This is a genomic window from Streptomyces sp. NPDC051740 (genome assembly GCF_044453165.1).
GTDB lineage: Bacteria > Actinomycetota > Actinomycetes > Streptomycetales > Streptomycetaceae > Streptomyces > Streptomyces atrovirens.
Map to the genome: position 1 here is coordinate 541,724 of NZ_JBITCL010000002.1, position 17,676 is coordinate 559,399.

At 70.7% G+C, this 17,676-nt stretch carries 17 protein-coding genes, 1 tRNA gene and 1 pseudogene; 8 read left to right on the plus strand and 11 right to left on the minus strand.

What is annotated here, in order from left to right; all coding sequences use genetic code 11:
• Positions 1 to 21: 21 nt before the first annotated feature.
• Positions 22 to 810, minus strand: coding sequence for a DedA family protein (locus ACIA6T_RS05495; RefSeq protein WP_399445242.1), 789 nt, complete (start codon positions 808 to 810; stop codon positions 22 to 24).
• 131 nt (positions 811 to 941) lie between these two features.
• Here ACIA6T_RS05495 and ACIA6T_RS05500 point away from each other — a divergent pair, with 131 nt between their 5' ends.
• Positions 942 to 2,084, plus strand: a complete 1,143-nt coding sequence (locus ACIA6T_RS05500) for a sensor histidine kinase (RefSeq protein WP_399445243.1) — start codon at positions 942 to 944, stop codon at positions 2,082 to 2,084.
• A complete protein-coding gene (locus ACIA6T_RS05505) occupies positions 2,075 to 2,719 on the plus strand; it encodes a response regulator transcription factor (RefSeq protein ID WP_073935764.1) in 645 nt (214 codons plus the stop codon). Before ACIA6T_RS05500 ends, ACIA6T_RS05505 begins: the two co-directional genes overlap by 10 nt.
• 62 nt (positions 2,720 to 2,781) lie before the next feature.
• Here the strand turns inward: ACIA6T_RS05505 and ACIA6T_RS05510 are convergent, their stop codons facing one another.
• The 5 genes from ACIA6T_RS05510 to ACIA6T_RS05530 form a co-directional block, all read right to left on the minus strand.
• On the minus strand, positions 2,782 to 3,000 hold the full coding sequence (locus tag ACIA6T_RS05510; RefSeq protein ID WP_030859492.1) for a zinc ribbon domain-containing protein: 219 nt from the start codon (positions 2,998 to 3,000) through the stop codon (positions 2,782 to 2,784).
• Between the two features lie 53 nt (positions 3,001 to 3,053).
• Complete coding sequence (locus tag ACIA6T_RS05515; protein ID WP_399445244.1) at positions 3,054 to 4,496, minus strand: hypothetical protein; 1,443 nt, start codon at positions 4,494 to 4,496, stop codon at positions 3,054 to 3,056.
• Positions 4,497 to 4,570: 74 nt separating this feature from the next.
• Entirely contained in the window at positions 4,571 to 5,401 is an 831-nt protein-coding gene (locus tag ACIA6T_RS05520) for a hypothetical protein (protein WP_399445245.1), read from the minus strand.
• Positions 5,402 to 5,546: 145 nt separating this feature from the next.
• A complete protein-coding gene (gene tnpB / locus ACIA6T_RS05525; RefSeq protein WP_399445246.1) occupies positions 5,547 to 7,085 on the minus strand; it encodes an IS607 family element RNA-guided endonuclease TnpB in 1,539 nt (512 codons plus the stop codon).
• Positions 7,082 to 7,666, minus strand: a complete 585-nt coding sequence (locus tag ACIA6T_RS05530) for an IS607 family transposase (protein ID WP_399445313.1) — start codon at positions 7,664 to 7,666, stop codon at positions 7,082 to 7,084. The genes tnpB and ACIA6T_RS05530 overlap by 4 nt, the downstream gene beginning before the upstream one ends.
• A gap of 146 nt (positions 7,667 to 7,812) precedes the next feature.
• Here ACIA6T_RS05530 and ACIA6T_RS05535 point away from each other — a divergent pair.
• Positions 7,813 to 7,884, plus strand: a tRNA-Val gene (locus ACIA6T_RS05535).
• A gap of 80 nt (positions 7,885 to 7,964) precedes the next feature.
• Here ACIA6T_RS05535 and ACIA6T_RS05540 read toward each other — a convergent pair.
• Entirely contained in the window at positions 7,965 to 8,306 is a 342-nt protein-coding gene (locus tag ACIA6T_RS05540) for a hypothetical protein (RefSeq protein WP_399445247.1), read from the minus strand.
• Positions 8,307 to 8,372: 66 nt separating this feature from the next.
• Between ACIA6T_RS05540 and ACIA6T_RS05545 the strand changes: the two genes are divergently transcribed.
• On the plus strand, positions 8,373 to 8,606 hold the full coding sequence (locus ACIA6T_RS05545; protein WP_073935759.1) for a DUF2277 domain-containing protein: 234 nt from the start codon (positions 8,373 to 8,375) through the stop codon (positions 8,604 to 8,606).
• 241 nt (positions 8,607 to 8,847) lie between these two features.
• On the opposite strand, the gene ACIA6T_RS05550 is transcribed toward ACIA6T_RS05545, so the two are convergent.
• The 4 genes and pseudogenes from ACIA6T_RS05550 to ACIA6T_RS05565 all read right to left on the minus strand — a co-directional run.
• On the minus strand, positions 8,848 to 9,441 hold the full coding sequence (locus ACIA6T_RS05550) for a DedA family protein (RefSeq protein ID WP_399445248.1): 594 nt from the start codon (positions 9,439 to 9,441) through the stop codon (positions 8,848 to 8,850).
• A 369-nt stretch (positions 9,442 to 9,810) separates the two neighbouring features.
• Positions 9,811 to 10,263: a DoxX family protein gene (locus tag ACIA6T_RS05555; RefSeq protein ID WP_399445249.1), complete on the minus strand. Its 453-nt coding sequence runs from the start codon at positions 10,261 to 10,263 to the stop codon at positions 9,811 to 9,813.
• 250 nt (positions 10,264 to 10,513) lie between these two features.
• Positions 10,514 to 12,160: an alkaline phosphatase D family protein gene (locus ACIA6T_RS05560; protein WP_399445250.1), complete on the minus strand. Its 1,647-nt coding sequence runs from the start codon at positions 12,158 to 12,160 to the stop codon at positions 10,514 to 10,516.
• Between the two features lie 80 nt (positions 12,161 to 12,240).
• Positions 12,241 to 12,522 (minus strand): annotated as a pseudogene (locus ACIA6T_RS05565) (HNH endonuclease family protein); the annotation flags it as partial.
• A 129-nt stretch (positions 12,523 to 12,651) separates the two neighbouring features.
• Between ACIA6T_RS05565 and ACIA6T_RS05570 the strand changes: the two are divergent.
• From ACIA6T_RS05570 to ACIA6T_RS05585, 4 genes are read left to right on the plus strand one after another with little or no spacing between them, the layout of a single operon-like run.
• Positions 12,652 to 13,827 carry a tyrosine-type recombinase/integrase gene (locus tag ACIA6T_RS05570; protein ID WP_399445251.1) on the plus strand — a complete coding sequence of 392 codons (1,176 nt, stop codon included), beginning with the start codon at positions 12,652 to 12,654 and terminating at the stop codon, positions 13,825 to 13,827.
• Positions 13,817 to 16,069, plus strand: a complete 2,253-nt coding sequence (locus ACIA6T_RS05575) for a tyrosine-type recombinase/integrase (protein ID WP_399445252.1) — start codon at positions 13,817 to 13,819, stop codon at positions 16,067 to 16,069. Before ACIA6T_RS05570 ends, ACIA6T_RS05575 begins: the two co-directional genes overlap by 11 nt.
• A complete protein-coding gene (locus tag ACIA6T_RS05580; RefSeq protein ID WP_399445253.1) occupies positions 16,066 to 16,473 on the plus strand; it encodes a DUF6262 family protein in 408 nt (135 codons plus the stop codon). The genes ACIA6T_RS05575 and ACIA6T_RS05580 overlap by 4 nt, the downstream gene beginning before the upstream one ends.
• A 52-nt stretch (positions 16,474 to 16,525) precedes the next feature.
• Positions 16,526 to 17,668, plus strand: coding sequence for a DUF6183 family protein (locus ACIA6T_RS05585; RefSeq protein WP_399445254.1), 1,143 nt, complete (start codon positions 16,526 to 16,528; stop codon positions 17,666 to 17,668).
• Positions 17,669 to 17,676 lie beyond the last annotated feature (8 nt).

Here is a 17,676-nt window from a genome sequence, read left to right on the forward strand (position 1 = left end):
GGAGGCCGGGAGGCCGGGGCGTCAGCGGTGGCGTCGCAGGCTCATCGTGTCGGCGGAGTCGTACCCGTGGGCGGGTACGTCCCCGCCGGCGTACTCGGCACCGGCGGCCGGGTGCGACGGGCGTATGTGATCCGTGCCCGCTCGCCCGTCCCGCCGCCGGCGGCCGTCGCCCGAGCGCAGCAGCCGCAGCACCACGAACGCCACCAAGGCCAGCGCGGCCACGCCGAGGACCACCTTCGAGTACGCCGACACGATGGTCGACACCTGCTCCCAGTTGTCCCCCAGCGCGTACCCCGCGAGCACGAACGCGGTGTTCCAGATCGCGCTGCCCAGCGTGGTCAGACCGAGGAACATCGGCAGCCGCATGCGCTCCACACCGGCCGGCACCGATATGAAACTGCGGAAGAGCGGAATCATCCGGCCGAAGAACACCGCCTTCGGCCCGTGCCGCAGGAACCAGGCCTCCGTCCTCTCGATGTCCGCGACCTTCACCAACGGCAGCCGCCCCGCTATCGCCACCGTCCGGTCCCGGCCGAGCAGCGCGCCCACTCCGTACAACGCGAGCGCGCCGATCACCGAGCCGGCGGTCGTCCACAGCAGCACGGCGAGCAGACCCATCCGCCCACTGCTCGCGGCGAACCCCGCCAGCGGCAGGATCACCTCGCTGGGGATGGGAGGGAAGAGGTTCTCCAGCGCGATGGCGAGGCCGGCCCCGGGAGCGCCCATGGCGTCCATGAGGTCGTTGACCCACTGCGGTCCGGCACTCCCGTCCGCGGCCGCTGTGATCGTGTGCGCTGCGATGGCTGTCATGCCTGCCACGCTAGAGAACCGGAGCTGAAGGAACGCTGAGGAAAGCCGCACGACGCCTTGCGGTACTCCACAGCCGCAATTGCGGTTTTCCGCAGTGTGCCCCCATGCCGCGTCCGACTAGCCTCGCGATCATGCGAGACATGGTGCGGCGCGTGACGCGGTGCGCGGTGGGGCTGATCTGGGGCGCCGCCGCGGCCGTCGTCGAGCTGCTCTACACCGTCCTGGCCGGCCTGCTCCTCCTGCTCGTCGTGGCCTGGCCGCGCGGCCGTCGCGCCGTGCTCCGCCCGGTCCTCGCGGGCGCGCGAGGACTGACGGAACTGAACCGCACCCGGCTGCGGACATGGCTGGGAGCACACACCTCACCCGCGTACGAGGACACGCAGGCCCTGGGATACCTGGCCTGCCGCTGGACCCTGGGTGTCCTGGGCGCGGTGGTGATGCTCTCGGTGGCGATCGGCCTCGGGTACGGCACGTCGTGGCTGTACCTCTGGCTGCTGGTCGACGAGATACGCACGCCCGGAGCGGTCACCCTCACCTCCCTCGGAGGGCTCTTCCTGCTCTTCCTCGCCGTCCAGGGGATAGTCGGCGTGGCCGAACTGGAGGGGAAGCTGGCCCGCCGTCTGCTGGGCCCCCGCCACCAGGACGCGCTGGAGCGGCGCATCGCCGAGCTGTCCGCGAGCCGCGCGGCCGTGGTCGACGCGGTGAACGACGAGCGGCGGCGCATCGAGCGGGACCTGCACGACGGAGTGCAGCAGCGTCTGGTCGCGCTCGGCATGCTGCTCGGCCGCGCCCTGCGCAGCGAGGACCCGGCCCGCACCGACCGGCTGCTGCGCCAGGCCCACGGGGAGAGCCGGCACGCCCTGGACGACCTGCGCGAGGTGGCGTGGCGGATCTATCCCACCACGCTGGACGAGGCAGGGCTGCGGGCGGCGCTGGAGACGGTCGCCGAGCGGGCCTCCGTCCCGGTACGGGTGGAGTACGGGCTCACCGGGGAGCCCGAGCGGGCGGTGGGGACGGTCGTCTACTTCGTCGTCTGCGAGGCCGTCACCAACGCGGTGAAGCACGCGACACCGACCCGGATAGTGGTCGAGGTCGGATCGAAGGAAGGAGCGTTGTACGTGAGTGTCGAGGACGACGGCAAGGGCGGCGCGAACGCGACGGGCAGCGGACTGTTCGGCCTCGCCCGGCGGGTTGCCGCACTCGACGGGCGTCTGGAGGTGCGCAGTCCGCCGGGCGGACCGACCCTGGTGACCGCGGAGCTGCCATGCGCCTGATCCTGGCCGAGGACTCCACCCTGCTCAGAGAGGGCCTGGTGCGGCTGCTGGCGGAGGAGGGACATCAGGTGCTGGCCGCCGTCGGCAACGCGGAACTGCTGCTGCGGGCGGTCGCCGAGGACCCGCCGGACGTGGTGGTCGCCGATGTGCGGATGCCGCCCACGCACACCGACGAGGGACTGCGCGCGGCCCTGGAGATCCGCCGGCGCTGGCCGTCCGTGGGGGTGCTGGTGCTCTCGCAGTACGTGGAGAAGCGGTACGCGACCGAGTTGCTGACCGGTGAGTCGGAAGGAGTCGGCTATCTGCTCAAGGACCGTGTCGTCCAGGTCGACGAGTTCCTGGACGCCCTGGAGCGGGTGGCGCAGGGACGCGCCGCCTTCGACCCGGAGGTCGTACGGCAGCTGCTCGGCCGTACGACCCACACCGACCCGCTCGCCCGCCTCACCGCGCGGGAGCAGGCGGTGCTGGCCGAGATGGCGCAGGGGCACACCAACGCCGCCATCGCGCGGCGGCTGCACATCTCGCAGAGCGCGGTGGAGAAACACACCAACGCGATCTTCGACAAGCTCGGGCTGACGGGGGGTGAGGGCTATTCGCGCAGGGTGCTGGCGGTGCTGCGCTACCTCGGCAGCTGATGCTGCGCTGTCCGGGCAGCCGATGTGCGGCTGACGCCCAGTGCCGTGTCCTCCGGCGGGGATCAGCCGCAGCAGCCGCCACCGCAGCAGCCGCCACCGCCACCGCCGCCCGCGCGGGGAGCCGGGGCCGCGGCGGTACCGGCCACCGCGACCGTGGAGAGGAGCTTGACCGTGTCGTCGTGACCCGCGGGGCAGGCCGCGGGCGCGGAGGACTCCGCCATGGGACGGCTCAGTTCGAAGGTGTCGCCGCAGGTCCGGCAGCGGTACTCGTAGCGAGGCATGGGCACAGGTTAACCGGCTCGGCCGGACCAGTGGCGGTCAGTACCAGTGGCGGTCAGTGGGCGGCGCCGCCGCGTTCCTCCCGGATCCGAACCACCACACGGCTCACCGTCGCCCGTACCTCCTCCGTCTCCGTCAGGAAGTGCCAGTAGTCGGGATGGCGGCCCTCCAGTCCGGCGACGGCCCGCTCCAGACGGGCCACGGAGTCGTCCAGGGGGCGGGCGTGGCGAGGGTCGGGTGTGTTGCGGCCGGCCATGGCCAGACGTTGGGCGTCCCGGATGGCGAACCGGGTGCGTTCGATCTCCTGCCCGGGGTCCTTCTGCACCGCGTTCAGCCGCCGCAGCCGGTCACCGGCGGCCGACACCGCCTCGTCGGTCGTGTTCAGCAGCGCCCGCGCGGTCGACAGCAGAGCGGTCGCGTCCGCCCAGCGCTGCTCCTCGCGGGCCGCCCGGGCCTCGGCGAGTCTCGCCTCCGCCTGGCCCACGTTCTCCGAGGCGACGTCGGGGACGTGCTGCAGGTCCTGCCAGCAGGCGGCGGTGAAGCGGCGGCGCAGTTCGCTGAGGACCGGTTCGACCTGTTCGGAGCGGGTGGTGAGGGCCTGGGCGCGGGTGCGCAGGGAGACCAGCCGGTGGTCGATCTCGGCGGCCCGTTCCGGCAGCCGGTCGGCTTCGGCGCGGACCGCCTCGGCCTCGCGCGTGACCCGCTCGGCCCGCTCCAGGGTCCCCGGCACGCCGTGCTGTCCCGCGCCCTGGTTCAGCTTGGTCAGTTCCGGGGAGAGCGCGGCGAGCCGGGCGGCGAGGTCGTCGGCCCTCAGGCCCGATCCGCGTGCGGTGTCGAGGGCGTTCGAGGCGGCGAGCAGCGCCTGCCGGGCGCGTTCGACGGCGGGCGCGAGCCGGGCGAGCTGGGTCTCGGCCTTGCCGAGGAGGGAGCCGAGCCCGTCGGTGAACCGGTCCAGCTCCTGTCTGACCCGGTCGAGCTCGTCCTTGGCGGCGGTCAGCCGGTCGCGGGCCTGGGCGGCGGCCGAGGCCTCCAGGTCGTCGCGGTCCAGGTCATGGGCGTCGACGGCGCTGATGTACCGGTGGCTGGCCTCGTCGATGCGCCGGCCGAGCGCCTCGAAGTCGGCGACGGCTCGGCGGGCGGCGGGGGAGTCGTCGACCGCGGTGATCGTCTCGATGGAGATCCGCAGGTCGCGCTGGGCGGTGTCGAGTTCGTAGAAGGCGGCGGCCGCCGCGTCCTTGGCGGCCTGCGCCTCGGCCCGCTGGTTCTCGGCCCGTCCGCCGAACCAGCGCCGCGTCCCGCCCCCGGCGAACGCGGCGGGCAGCACCAGCGCCGCGACCAGCGGCATCCCCACGAGCGCGAGCACGTCCCGCAGCGCGCCGCGGGCCCGGCGGACACCCGGCCGAGGACGAAGCCGGAGAGGAAGAGGAGGTACGGCACGAGGCACGCGAGGCACGCGCGGCTCCGACGGCGAGTACGGCCGCGCTGGTGTCGCCGTCACATCCCTCTCCCGTACTGTCGTTCGCCCTGCCCGATGTCATTCTCCCACCGGTGAAGGACGAAGACACGGGTCGGTCAGTTCGCCGTGCGGACGGTGAGTTTGCCGTCACCGGTGCGCGCGGTCACCACGTGGGAGCTGGAGTCGTCGCGGGTCACGGACACGTCCTCGGCGCCGTCACCGGTCCCGGTGTCCACGCGGTAGGAGGCCCGCGGCAGGTCGATCGTCAGGGAACCGTCGCCGCTGCGGGAGTCCACCAGGTCGGGTACGGCGGCCAGTTCGAGGTGGACCGAGCCGTCACCGCTGTGGGTGCGCACCGTACGGGAGGAGACCTCCGCGCGCACGGACCCGTCACCAGTGCGCAGTTCCAGCGGCCCGGTGGAGTCCGTGACACGGACCGAGCCGTCCGTCGTGCGGATGCTCAGCGCGTCGCGGAAGCCCCGCGCCCGTACGCTGCCGTCCTTCTCCTCGACCTTGACGGAGACGCCGCGGGGCACCTCGATGCGGTGCTTGGCGGAGCAGTCGGCGACGAGCCCGGAGCACTTCTCCCGCAGCACCAGCCGGTCGCCGTCCATGGACCAGGTGACCTCCGGGTCCGTGCCGAGGGCGACGGTGCCCTGGAACCAGCGGGTGACCCCGACCTTGCCCGAGGGGCTCTCGTCCGAGGCGACGATCTCGAGGGCGGAGTCGTCGGAGTCGATGGTGAGGGTCCTGCCGGGCAGGTCGAAGGACCGGTGGTCGGGATCGTCGTCGTCGGCGGCCGAGGCCCCGCAGGCGCTCACACCCGCGACGATCACCACGGTGGACCCGGCGAGGGCGAGGGCGCGTGTCCACGCGGCACGGCGGTCGGAGGCGGGGCCGGTGCTCCGGGCGGTACGGGTGGCGGTACGGGTGGTGGTACGGGTCATGACGGTCTCCCCCTGGGACGGACGGTGGCGCTCACCGGCGGTGTCCGAGCGCTCTTCGACCGTACGGACGGGGAGCCCGCAGGGGGATCCGGGTGGCTGGTGGATCCGGGGTGGGGATATCCGTTGCTTTGGGTCTCAGTGACTCTCAGCATTCCGGGTGTTTCCGCCCGGAAGGTTCGTGACGGTTTCGCCAGAGCGCGAGTTGCTCGTGTCCGGTGTCCTGTCGACGATCTCTCGTTTCCGTCCCCTGGCGGGGTGTTGCGCCAGCCGCCCGCGTGCCCGTCCCCTTGCGGGTTCGGGCGGTGCGGGTCTTCTGCTTGGCTCCACGAGGCTTCGGCACCACCGCCAGGGCGGGGCCCGGGTCTCCGGCCACTCCGGTACCCGTTTCACGGTTGGCCGCCGCGAGGGCGGCCAGGTTGTGGCCCGCGTTCGCGTCCCGGTCCAGGACGAATCCGCAGGCGTCGCACTCGAAGACACGCACGCCGAGGGGCAGCTTGGCTTTCACCACACCGCAGCGGGAGCAGGTCTTCGAGGAGGGCATCCAGCGGTCGGCGACGATCAGACGTCCACCGTGGCGCTGGGTCTTGTAGGTGAGCTGGCGCCGCAGTTCCCCGAACGCCGCGTCGGAGACACGGCGGGACAGACACCGGTTGCGGACCATGCCTTTGACGTTGAGGTCCTCGACCACGACGGTGCCGTACTCGGCGGGGATACGCGCGGTGGCCTGGTGGAGATGGTTCTCCCGCAGGTTCGCCACCCGGTGGTGCACCCGGTTGCGGACCGCGTCGGCTTTCTCCCAGCGGCGGGACGGAGCCTGCCCGGTGCGCCGGTCCGGGCCGCGTCGGCAGGAAACGGCCCGGGATGCCTTCCGGAGCTGCGTGAGAGCCTGGTCGTAGTACTTGGGGTTGGCGACTTCGCGGACTTTGCCGGTCGAGTCCGCCATGACGAGGAGCGTCTTCACGCCGAGGTCGATCCCGACCGCCGTGCCGGACCGGGTGGCAGGGGTGATGGTGCGGCGTTCCTCGGTCTGCAGGACCGCGAACCAGCGGCCCCGTTCGAACCGCACCGTCACCGACAGAATCCGCATCCCGCCGTCGGTGATCGCGTCCACGAGAGGCTGGGCGTCCTCGTGGAGGCGGATCCGGCCGAGGCGGGGCAGGACGATATGCCGCCGATCATCGAGACGGATGGTGCCGGTGGTGAACCTGCACGCCAAACGGGCCTTCCGCTTCGACTTCAAACGAGGTCTGCCCATCGCCACGCCCTTGCGCTCGCCGCGCCGGGACCTGGCGTAGTTGTCGAACGCGGCGGCAGCGTTCGCGAGGCCGGTGTTGTAGGCCTCCTTGGAGTTCTGCGCCCACCACTCCCGCAGGAACGGGTCGGTGTGTTTGGCCTCGTTGAACGCCTTCCGCAACGAAGGCAGCGACCACGACCGCCACGGAACACGCTCTGCTTCGCAGATGCCGTAGGTCTCCTCCGCCGCACGCTGCGACCAACTTGCCAGTACATGCCGCACCGCCCAGTTGTAGGCGACCCGCGCCGCTCCGCAATGCGAGGCCAGAGCCCGCAAGACGGACGCGTTGGGGTCGAGGGCGAGCCTGTGGCCCACGACGTGGAAGCCGGGCCGCGCCTCGAACCCCCGGCGCTTCTTCTTCCCGCTCCCGGCGGACTCCGCCCTGCTCACCTGGTCGTCTCCGCCGCCGGGGCGGTGGCCTCGGCGACAGCGCGAGCGGCACGGTCCTTCGCCGCCCGCTGCCCGTACAGCCGGGCGCACACCGACATGAGGACTTCGGTGATGTCCCGGACCAGATCGCTGGTCGACTCCTGCGGATCGAGCACCACCAGGCGCCGGCCGGAAGCCGACAAGACCGATTCCAGATACTCGACGCCGAAGCGGGCCAGCCGGTCACGATGCTCCACGACGATGACGGCAACGGCCGGATCCGACAGGACGCGGTGCAGCTTTTGCCGCTTCCCGTCCAGCCCGGATCCGACCTCGGTCACCACCTCGGCGACGGAGAGCCCCAGCCCGTTGGCGCCCCGCACGACGCGGGAGACCTGCCGGTCGAAATCCGCCCTCTGGTCACCGGACGAGACACGGCAATACGCCACCGTCCGCCCGGCGGCCTCGGGCGAGGACTCTTCGACCAGCCACATACCGGACGGCGTCTGCACGACAGGGACCGGCATACGGCCCTCTTTCGCCCACGTCCACGCGGTCTGGTAGTGCACGCCATTACGCGCCGCCCACTCGGAAAGCTTCACATCATCAAGATAAAGACTGATGAAGGCAGATAACCACTGATAAGGAATGAGACTATTGTTCACCCTCGGTGACCGGTAGGGGTGTGCCGGTCCATGCCCCGGCCATGTAGGCTGTCGACTCGACCTGGGCGCACGGCCCGGGTCCCGGGTGCGTAGCTCAGGGGTAGAGCGCCTGCCTTACAAGCAGGATGTCGGCGGTTCGAAACCGTCCGCGCCCACCGGGACACAGGGCCTCCGGAGTTGCTCCGGGGGTCCTTGTCGTTGTGCCCCCTCGTCCCGCCGCCCTTGTCCTGTGGCTCTACGAGGGCCCCTCCGTCTCCTCGGGGGTGTGCTTGAGCCGGGAGCGGGCGTGCATGCGGTCGGCGCCGGTGAGTTCGGCCCAGTAGCGGTGGGTGCTGACGAACACCGCGAGCTCGTGCTCCCGCTGCCGGAGCTTCTCCACCTCGGCCTGTTCGTCGGCGGTCCAGCCGGGTGAGGCGGGGCGCTCGATCTTGCGCCAGCCGTTGTCGTCGCTGAAGCCGTCGAGGGGCTCGACCGACCAGGGGAGCCGCTTCAGCAGGGCGGACAACTCGCCCCGGACCTGTTGCAGTTCCTCCTGACCGGCGAGGAGGTCACTCGGAAAATCGTAGGTCGCAGCCACGACCCAATGATACGCCTGTTCGATTTTGGGTGGCGAGTTGCCGAGGGGGCGCGTCAGACTGAGGGCATGTGCCGGAGTATCAAGACCCTGCGTCCGCCCGTGCAGCCGGAGGAGGCCACGGAAGAGGAGATCCGGGCTGCCGCCCTGCAGTACGTGAGGAAGGTGTCCGGGTTCCGGGCGCCGGCCGCTCATAATCGCGAGGTGTTCGAACGGGCGGTGGAGGCGGTTGCCCTGGCGACGGCCGAGTTGCTGGACGGGCTGGAGGTGCGTGGGGGCGCGGCGCGGCGGGCGGCGGGGTAGGGACGCCGGTGCCGGTGCCGGTGCCGGTGCCGGTGCCGGTGCCGATGTGTCGGTACCGGTGCCAGGGCTGGGCGGGGGGTGTTGCGCGGCCCGGCGTTTGCGGGGTGCCGCTGCGCCCACCCGTGCCGCCCCAGCGGCACGACTGCCCGCAGCTGGGGGGTGGGCGTCGGGCCGGTGGCACGACTGACCGCAGTTGGGGGGGCGTCGGCTCAGTGGTGCGGGTGTCTGTGGCCGGGGTGGTTCATGAAGGGCGTGGGTGGCGGCGCATCAGGTAGCCCGCGCCTGCGCCCGCTGCGAACAGTGCGCCCACCGATACCGCCGTGGCCAGCCAGGTCGCGCCCAGCCAGTGGGCGCCGAAGTAGCCGAGGGCCACGCTGTACGCGGCCCAGGACAGCCCGGCCAGGGCGGACCAGGGGAGGAAGTCGCGGGCGCGGTGGCGTGCGGCGCCGGCGCCGAGGGAGACCACCGAGCGTCCGGCCGGGGCGAAGCGGGCGAGGACGACCAGCGCGCCGCCGCCCCGGGCGAGCGTCGCGCCGAGACGTTCCTGCGCGCTCTTCAGTCGCCGCGAACGGGCGATCGCCCTGTCCAGCCGGGCGCCGCCGCGCCAGGCGAGGCGGTAGGCCACCAGGTCGCCCAGGACGGAGGCGGTGGCGGCGCACAGCGTCAGCACCAGGATGTCGGGCACGTCGGTCGCCGTGCCCGCGGCCGCCGCCGTGGCCGCGGTGATCACCAGTACTCCGCTCGGCAGGACCGGGAGGAACACGTCGAGCAGGACCGAGAGGGCCACCACCGCATAGATCCACGGGCTGCCGACCAGCGACCCCAGACTCTCCACCCGAACTCCCCGTGGCTCCCCCGCAGGGCCGCGCCGTGCCGCGCTGACGCGCGGAGCGGCAGGAGTGGCAGGAGTGGCCGATGACAGCCATACAGCGTACGCCCGGCGAGTGACAGAAAGGTCACGGGGGGTTCGCGTGTGCGGTGCCTGGCGTTCCTCTTCCCTTTCCCCGTGCAAAGGGGAAGGGTGCCCTCCCCGTCGTACGAGGGAGGGCACCCGTGCGGTCCCGTGCGGTCCCGTGGGGTCCCGTGGGGTCCCGTGGTCCCGTGCGGTCCCGTGGTCCCGTGGTTCCGTGTGGTCCCGTGGTCCCGTGCGGTCCCGTGGTTCCGTGCGGTCCCGTGGTCCCGTGCGGTCCCGTGGGGAGGGCGGTCAGGCCGTCACCGGGGTCCGCTCCGCCTCCCGTTCGCCGTTCGCCGACGAGTCCTTGGTGAACAGGCGGTCCAGGCCGAGGGCTCCGGAGCCGGTGAAGACCAGCAGGAACATGGCCCAGCAGTACATGGCCGCGCTCTCGCCGCTGTTCTCTATCGGCCACAGGGCCTGGGGCTGGTGGACCTTGAAGTACGCGTAGGCCATCGCGCCGGACGAGACGAACGCGGCGGCGCGGGTGCCGAGGCCGAGCAGGACCAGGGTGCCGCCGACGAGTTCGATCAGGGCCGCGTACCAGCCGGGCCAGGTGCCGGTCTCGACGGTGCCGCCGCTGCCGTCCGCACCGCCGAACAGGCCGAGCAGGTCCACGGCGCCGTGGCAGGCGAAGAGCAGTCCGATGACGATGCGGAACATGCCCAGGGCATATGGCTGGGCACTGTTGAGGCGTCCGGTCATGTGGGGGGTCTCCTTCGGTCAGGCCGGCTCCCGGGTGGGGCCGGTCCGGGGGACGGAACCGAGTCGACTCCCCACGTTAGGTGTCCCTGACTAATACTTGCAAGTTCAACATTTAGCCCTTGGGTTTGCCCTGATTCGGCTGTTCGGGCGCTCGCTCCCGCCGGTCAATACGGCGTTCGCCCCGCCGTCATGACCATCGGCGTGACCGAATCCACACCACGGTTCACAGACGACTCACAGGCTTCGGATCTCACCGGCTCAGCCGGGTCTCCGTCACGCTCCTGAGACGCGTCCCGGTCTCCTCCCGCTGCGCGTGCTCAAGGCGCAGCACCGCCGAACGCCCCTCGGTCGTCAGCGTCATGAGCTGGTTGCCGAACCAGGGCCCGCCCGTCTTGCGCCAGGTGACCGGCGGCGGGTCGAGGCGGCCGTGCCGCGCGAACAGGCGGCCGAGGAGCCGGGCGGCCCCGCCCCAGCCCACGCGGAAGCCGAGCCTCATCGACAGCGGGATGGAGTTGTGGACCGGCGAGCAGGTCAGCTGCACCACCCGGGAGTCGGGACCGGTGCCGTCCGGCCAGCTCGGCTCGGCGACATAGGCGTGGTGGACGTCCCCGGAGAGCACGCACACCGTCGCCGGCGCCTCCGGCCCCGTACCGGTCTCGGCGATCAGCCCGGCCAGTTCGCCGAACGACTCCGGGAAGGCCGCCCAGTGCTCCAGGTCCGCCCCGCGCCGCAGTTTCTCCCCGAGCCGCGCCCAGCGGGTGCCCCTGTCGCCCCGGCACAGCGCGGAACTCCACGCCTCGACGTCGTGCACCAGGTGGGGCAGCAGCCAGGGCAGGGACGTGCCGATGAGCAGGTGGTCGTAGGAACCGCGCCCGTCCAGGGCCTGTTCGCGCAGCCAGTCGGCCTCGGCCGCGTCGAGCATGGAGCGCCGGCCCTCCTCCAGGACGCGGGCCGCGCGGCTGTCCACCATCACCAGGCGCACCCGGCCGAAGTCGCGCCGGTAGCTCCAGCGCACGGTGGCCGCGTCCGCCTCGGCCCGGGAGGCGAAGGCGCGCAGCGCGTCGGTGCCGTCGTCGGCCGCCCGGACGGACGCGTACAGCGGGTCGGCCTCCAGCTCGGTGGGGGAGAGGTTGCCCAGGTGCTGGTACACCCAGTACGACATCAGGCCGCTGAGCACCCGCTCGTGCCACCACGACGTGGCACGCATGTCGGCGACCCAGGAGGCGGAGGTGTTCCAGTCGTCGATCACGTCGTGGTCGTCGAAGATCATGCAGGTGGGCACGGTGGACAGCAGCCAGCGCACCTGAGGGTCGAGCCAGGACTCGTAGTAGAGGTGGGTGTACTCCTCGTAGTCCGCGACCTGGCCGCCCGGGGGGTCGTCCAGGTCGCGGCGGGTGGCGAGCCACTCGCGGGTGGCGTCGGAGGTCTCGTCGGCGTACACCTGGTCGCCGAGGAGCAGCAGGACGTCGGGGCGTTCGCCGTCCGGGTCGGCGGCGATGCGTTTCGCCAGGGCGTCCAGGGCGTCCGGGCCGACCGGGTCGGGCTCCCCGGTGGGCGGCGAGGCCCAGCGGCAGGAGCCGAACGCGACGCGCACACGGCCGTCCGGGCCCGGGGTGGGGATGACGGACGGCGGGAGCGACGGGAAGGGGTCCTCGGCCGGCGGCCACACCCGGGTGTCGTCCAGGAAGACCTCGTACGGGGTGGCCGTCCCCGGCGTGAGACCGGTGACGTGGACGAGCGCGTAATGGTGATCCGCGATGCGGAAGGTGCCGGCCGTCCCGCCGGTCCCGTCCGCGCAGCGCACCTCGACGGTGCCCGGATGGCCGGTCTCGACCCAGATGGTGGCGGCCGAGCCGTCGATGTACCTCAGCAGTGGTCCGAGCCGCAGTCCGGCCATGGTGACCCCTTCCTCCGTCGCCCCGTACGGTACGCAGCGACGGAGGCCACCGGGGAGATTTGCGCACCCGGCAATTCGTCTCAGCAGCTCGCGAGGTGGTTCTGCAGGGCGGTCTTCTCGGCGGAGTCGACCGACAGGTCGTAGTAGTACTTCACCTGGACCCAGGCGCGGACGTAGGTGCAGCGGTAGGCCGTGCGGGACGGCATCCAGGTGGCGGGGTCCTGGTCGCCCTTGGACTGGTTGACGTTGTCCGTGACGGCGAGGAGCTGCGGGCGGGTCAGGTCGTTGGCGAAGGACTGGCGCCGGGAGGTGGTCCAGGCGCTCGCGCCGGAGTCCCAGGCCTCGGCGAGCGGGACGAGGTGTTATCCGCACCTTGTTTTTGGTGCCGCTGACGTCTGTGACGTGGCGTGGTGGGCCGTGTCTTCTCTGTGAGCGGTGCGTTATCCGGTACAGCGGTGAGGTGCCGCTCACAGAGATGACAGTGGGGTGTGGTGGCGAGTACGCAGCGGGTTGCCACGGAGGAAGGGGCGACGTGGACGGTCGTCGGCGAGGATTTCCGCGTCGCTGAGCCGGTCGAGCAGTACCTGGAGTTCCTGAGATCGAGGGACTGCTCGCCCAACACCATCAAGAGCTACGCGAGGGGACTTGCCCTGTGGTGGACGTTCCTGGAGCGGCGAGCACAGTCGTGGGACGCGATCGGAGTGAGTGAACTCGGAACCTTTGTCGGGCAGTTGCGCCGAGGGAGTGTGGCTGAGGAGGTGGTGCCGCTCCACGACAGGGCGAGGGCGGCCGACGCGACCGTGGCGAGCCGGGCCCGCGCGGTCATGGGGTTCTACCGCTACCACGCCGCGCGCGGAGTCGAGGTCGCCGGCCGGCTGTACGAGACGGTGCAGGCCAGGCCGGGCAGCTATCTGCCGTTCCTGGAGCACGTGGCGCGCAGGACGGGACGTCGTTCGAGTGTGGTCAAGGTTCGTGTACGGACGAAGCCGGTGCCGGTGCTGCTGCCCGATCAGATGGCAGCGATCCGTGACGCGGAGGCGTCCTGGGACCCGGCGGGTGCGGTCTGGTCGGGCGAGCTGCGGTATCGCCTGCTCTGGGCGCTGCTGGAGGAGACCGGGCTGAGGCTCGGCGAGGCGCTCGGCCTGCGCCACCGCGACTGGAAGACCGGCACGGGCACGACCGCGCAGGTCGAGGTCGTCCACCGCGAGGATCACCCGCACGGCCTGCGGGCCAAGAGCGGCCACCGTCGCGTCTTCGTCGGTTCCGCCCTGGACCGCCTGTACGGGGACTGGGTCTGGACGCTGTGCGAGGCAGGCGCCGACGTAGAGCTGGACGACTGGGACAACACGTACATCTTCTGCAACCTCCACCGCGGGCGCCGCTTCGCCCCGCTCCGGTCGGAGAGCGTCTACAAGCATCTGGCCGCGCGGAAGAAGGATGTGCCCGTTTTGTCGCCGGCCATGACGCCGCACTGGTACCGGCACACCCACGCCACGGCCCTGCTGCTGTCCGGCGTGCCGATGCACGTGGTCAGCCGGAGACTCGGCCACGCGGACGTCCAGACCACGATCAACACGTACGCCCATGTCACGGAGGATGCCGAACTGAGGGCGTGCGCCGACTGGCAGAAGATCACGCAGGCATGGGGGACCGACCATGACTCCTGATCCGGCCAAGACCACGACCCTGCCGCAGCAGCGGGACACGGCACCACGGGTACGGGAACGAAACCGGCGGGACAAGCGGGATCCACGGCTGCCGATCGCCGAGCTGTTCAGCGAGGAGCGGGCGAGGCGGCTCTGGGAGAGCCTGCCGGAGGAGCACCGGCAGGATCACTTCGATGCCGCCAACATGCCTGAGGACTACCTCTCCGCGTTCAGCAGGCGGACGATCGACAAGGAACGCGGCTGGTTCACGCAGTCCCTGAGTCTGCGAGGGCTGCCGGAACCGATGCTGTGGGAGCTGACCTGGTGCGTGCACCAGCAGGTCGCCGACGGATACAGCATCAACACCATGCGCATGGGGGAGTTGCGTCGCGGGCTCGTTCTCGCGGTGGAGCACGGGAGCCCGGCTGCGCGATCAGCGCGTTCGCTCACGGCTCTGACCCACGAGGAGTGGGGGCGGGAGGTCCGTGGGGCCTTGATGCGCACGAACGCCTCGGCCAATTCCCACCTGCCGGTGTTCGTCGAGAACGGCCTGAAGCATCTCCAGGACCGCCTTGCCCACGCCTACCACGACGGCGAGTGGTGGCGTCTGAACGTCTGGAATCCGGCGTTGGACCGGCGCATTCCGCAGAGGGAGCACGAACCGTACGGCCGGACGGTCGCGAACTTCAGCCAGCTGACCACGGACTGGTTCCGGGAGGCCGCGAAATGGTGGTTGTCGGTGCAGTTGTCGACGGAACGGTACGTGTGGTCGTCGGTCAAGAGCCGCCTGGACCATCTGAAGTGGTTCCAGTGGTACATCGACCAGGTGGGATGCGCCGGCCCGCACCTCGTGGACAGCCCGGAGGAACTGCGGACCTGGCTACGGGGGTTCGTGGACCTGCTCAACAACCATACGGCGATGACCGGCGCGAACAAGGGCGGCCGGCTCGCGAAGAACAGCCGGCGGGGTCCGCTGGTGACCATCGAGGCGTTCTACCGCTGGATGTACGACAACCGCGCCGAGGCCGTCAGAGTGCTCGGTGACCGCCGCTGGGGCGCCCTCGGCGGGCACCACTCCGTGTTGTTCCGGCTGGAGGACAAGCCGCGGCTCACCAACCAGCCGCCGGACGACATGGCCCTGGAGGACGAGGTGATCAGCAAGATCGCCGCAGGCTCCGGAGTCCTCGCGGCTCCCAAGGGCGAGAGTGGCCTCGACGACCGGCAGGCTTTCCATGCGCTCATGTTGCTGATCCGGACCGGCCGACGCATGAACGAGATCCTGATGATGGACTTCGAACCACTGCTTCCGCTCCTGACGGCGGGTGGGCGGGAGGGCAAGGAGCCGGACGGATTCGTGGCCCGGCTCGCCTATCAGCAGACGAAGATCACTGGCGGGGATCCACCAACGATCCCCGTCGACCAGGAGATCGTCGACATCGTCCGCCGCCAGCAGGAGTGGGCTCGGGAATTCATCGCCACCCAGGGCGCCCCGGAGGGAACGGACCCGCGCTACCTCTTCCTGCAGACGAGGAACAACCGGCTCGGGAAGAGGCCGTATGCCTCGGCGACCTTCCACAGCCGACTCGGCGCGCTGACCGAGAAACTGGCGATCACCGACAGCGTCGGCCGCCCAGTCAAGATCTCGAAAACTCACACTTTCCGGCACACGCGAGCAACCGACCTGATCAACGCCGGGGTCCCGATTCACGTCGTCATGCGCTACCTGGGGCATGTCACACCGGCCATGACCATGCACTACGCCAAGACCCTGACTGTGACGGCCGAGCGCGAGTTCCTCCGCTACAAGAAGGTGACGGCCGACGGCCGGACCGCCGAGGTGAACCCCAGCGACCTCTATGACCTCCTCCACCTGGACCAGCGGGCCGACCGAGTACTGCCCAACGGCTGGTGCATGCTGCCGCCCCGGCAGGTCTGCTCCAAGGGCAACGCCTGCCTCACCTGCGACAAGTTCGTCACCGACGCCAGCCACCGCGACGAACTCCAGCACCAGCTCCAGCAGACCGAAGCGTTGATCGCGCGCCGCCAGGCCCAGTTCACCGCCCGGCACGGGGAGCCGATGGGTGAGGACAACATCTGGCTCGCCGGCCGCCTCGCCGAGACCCGCGCACTGACCAAGGTCCTCGTCGCCCTGGACCAGGTCAGCGTCCACGAGGACGGCCACCTCCGGGCGGTTCGCGGGGCAGGCGCTGCCGACCGCCCCGAACCGTCGCCCGCTGCCCGACAACAGGAGCCGACCACATGACGCTGCTGCCCAAGCACCTTCGCCAGGCCACCCGTGCCCGTACCCAGGAAGCTGAGAAGCGGGCGCGCACTGCCCTCGCCGAGCTGGCCAAGGCGGGCAAGCCCATCAGCTTCACCGCCGTGGCCCGCCAGGCCGGGGTGAGCACGGACTTCCTCTATCGGAGCCCGGAGCTTCGGACGCAGATCGAGCGGCACCGAGCCAAGGCCGGACCGGTTCCGGCGGGGCCCGCGGATCCTCCGGGCGACTCCTCGACCTCCGCCGCAGTGAGGGCACTGAGCGCCCGCCTCACGCGGCAGCAGGAGGCTCACCGTGAGGAGGTGGCGAAACTCCGCCAGGCCCTTGCAATTGCGCAAGGTGAGAACCTCGACCTGCGCAGGCGCCTGGCTCGCTACGAGGCCGACTGAGGCAGCAGAAAACGGCGTGTCCTTCCGACCAGCCCTCTCATAGGCTCACGGCGTGAGCGACCGGATACAGAAGATCGTGATGCGACTGCCCGACCTGAAGAGCGTGACCGAGGTGTGGGACATGGCCGAGCGCAGGCTCGGCCAAGGTGATGTCGCGTTCGTGGCCGATCTCGGCATCGCCCTGGCCGACCGATACGGTTCCTCCGCCGCTCAGGTCTGGCAGTACCGCAGTGTTTTCGACCGTCTCCTCCGCCTGCTGACCACGACCTCGGGTCAGGAGTACGTCGAGCAGACGTTGCGGCTCGTGTCGGCCGCCTCGCCCGGCAATCGGAAGCTGGCCCGTTACACGGCTTCACTGCTCGCCGATGGCCAGACTTCGCAGGACCTGACCTTCGTCTTCGCAGGCGGCAGCTCACGCGCCGCAGCCTCGGAGGAGCTTCGGGTCTGTCTCGTGCACGAGTTGGTGCTCAGAGGCGTCACGATCGCGGAGTCGCCGGCGATCGAGGCGTGGGCGACGTCACCGCACTGGCGCCATCATCCGCTTGCCCGGCTGCCGTTGGAACTGTTCGCGATCGAGGAGACGCCGCCCCTCCCGAGTTACTCAGTGGGTGGGGGCAGCTATTCGATGCCTTACGGGCCGCAGGGCGGCCCTGGTGTCGTACTGGGCCGCGTTACGCACCTGCCGCAAGTGACGGATACAACGACGGAAAAGTTCAGTGAGGCCGCTGCTGCAGCGGTGGCCAACTGGGCCGAGGAGTCCAACGGCCGCAGCGAGGCCGGAACGTACGACCTGGCGGAGCCGGTCGAGACGGAGGCCCTTCCTGGCCTGTTGGTGACACTGGGCCTGGAGTGCCTGAACGGGGTAGGTCCGCGCAAACGCCTCGCCCTGTCCTCCTGCCGACCGGAGCACGCCTGGCGCATGCTTTTCGCGGCGGCATCGACAGGTGGCGCGTATAACAACGGCGACTACGGCGCTTACGGGCGACTGGCCGCTTGGCGTTCCCTCGCCGCCTTGTCCGGAGCATCCACGGTAGTACCGGTCAGCGAAGTGGAACGAAACGCTCAGGCGTGCGACTGGTACAGCTTCGGGGCCGCCACGAAGTGGTTCGAGCGCGTGGCGTGGGACATAGGACTGGTCTCCGTCGCCCCGGGGGCTCGACGAATCTCCGTCCTGGCAGCCACGGACACGGACTGATTCCGCTG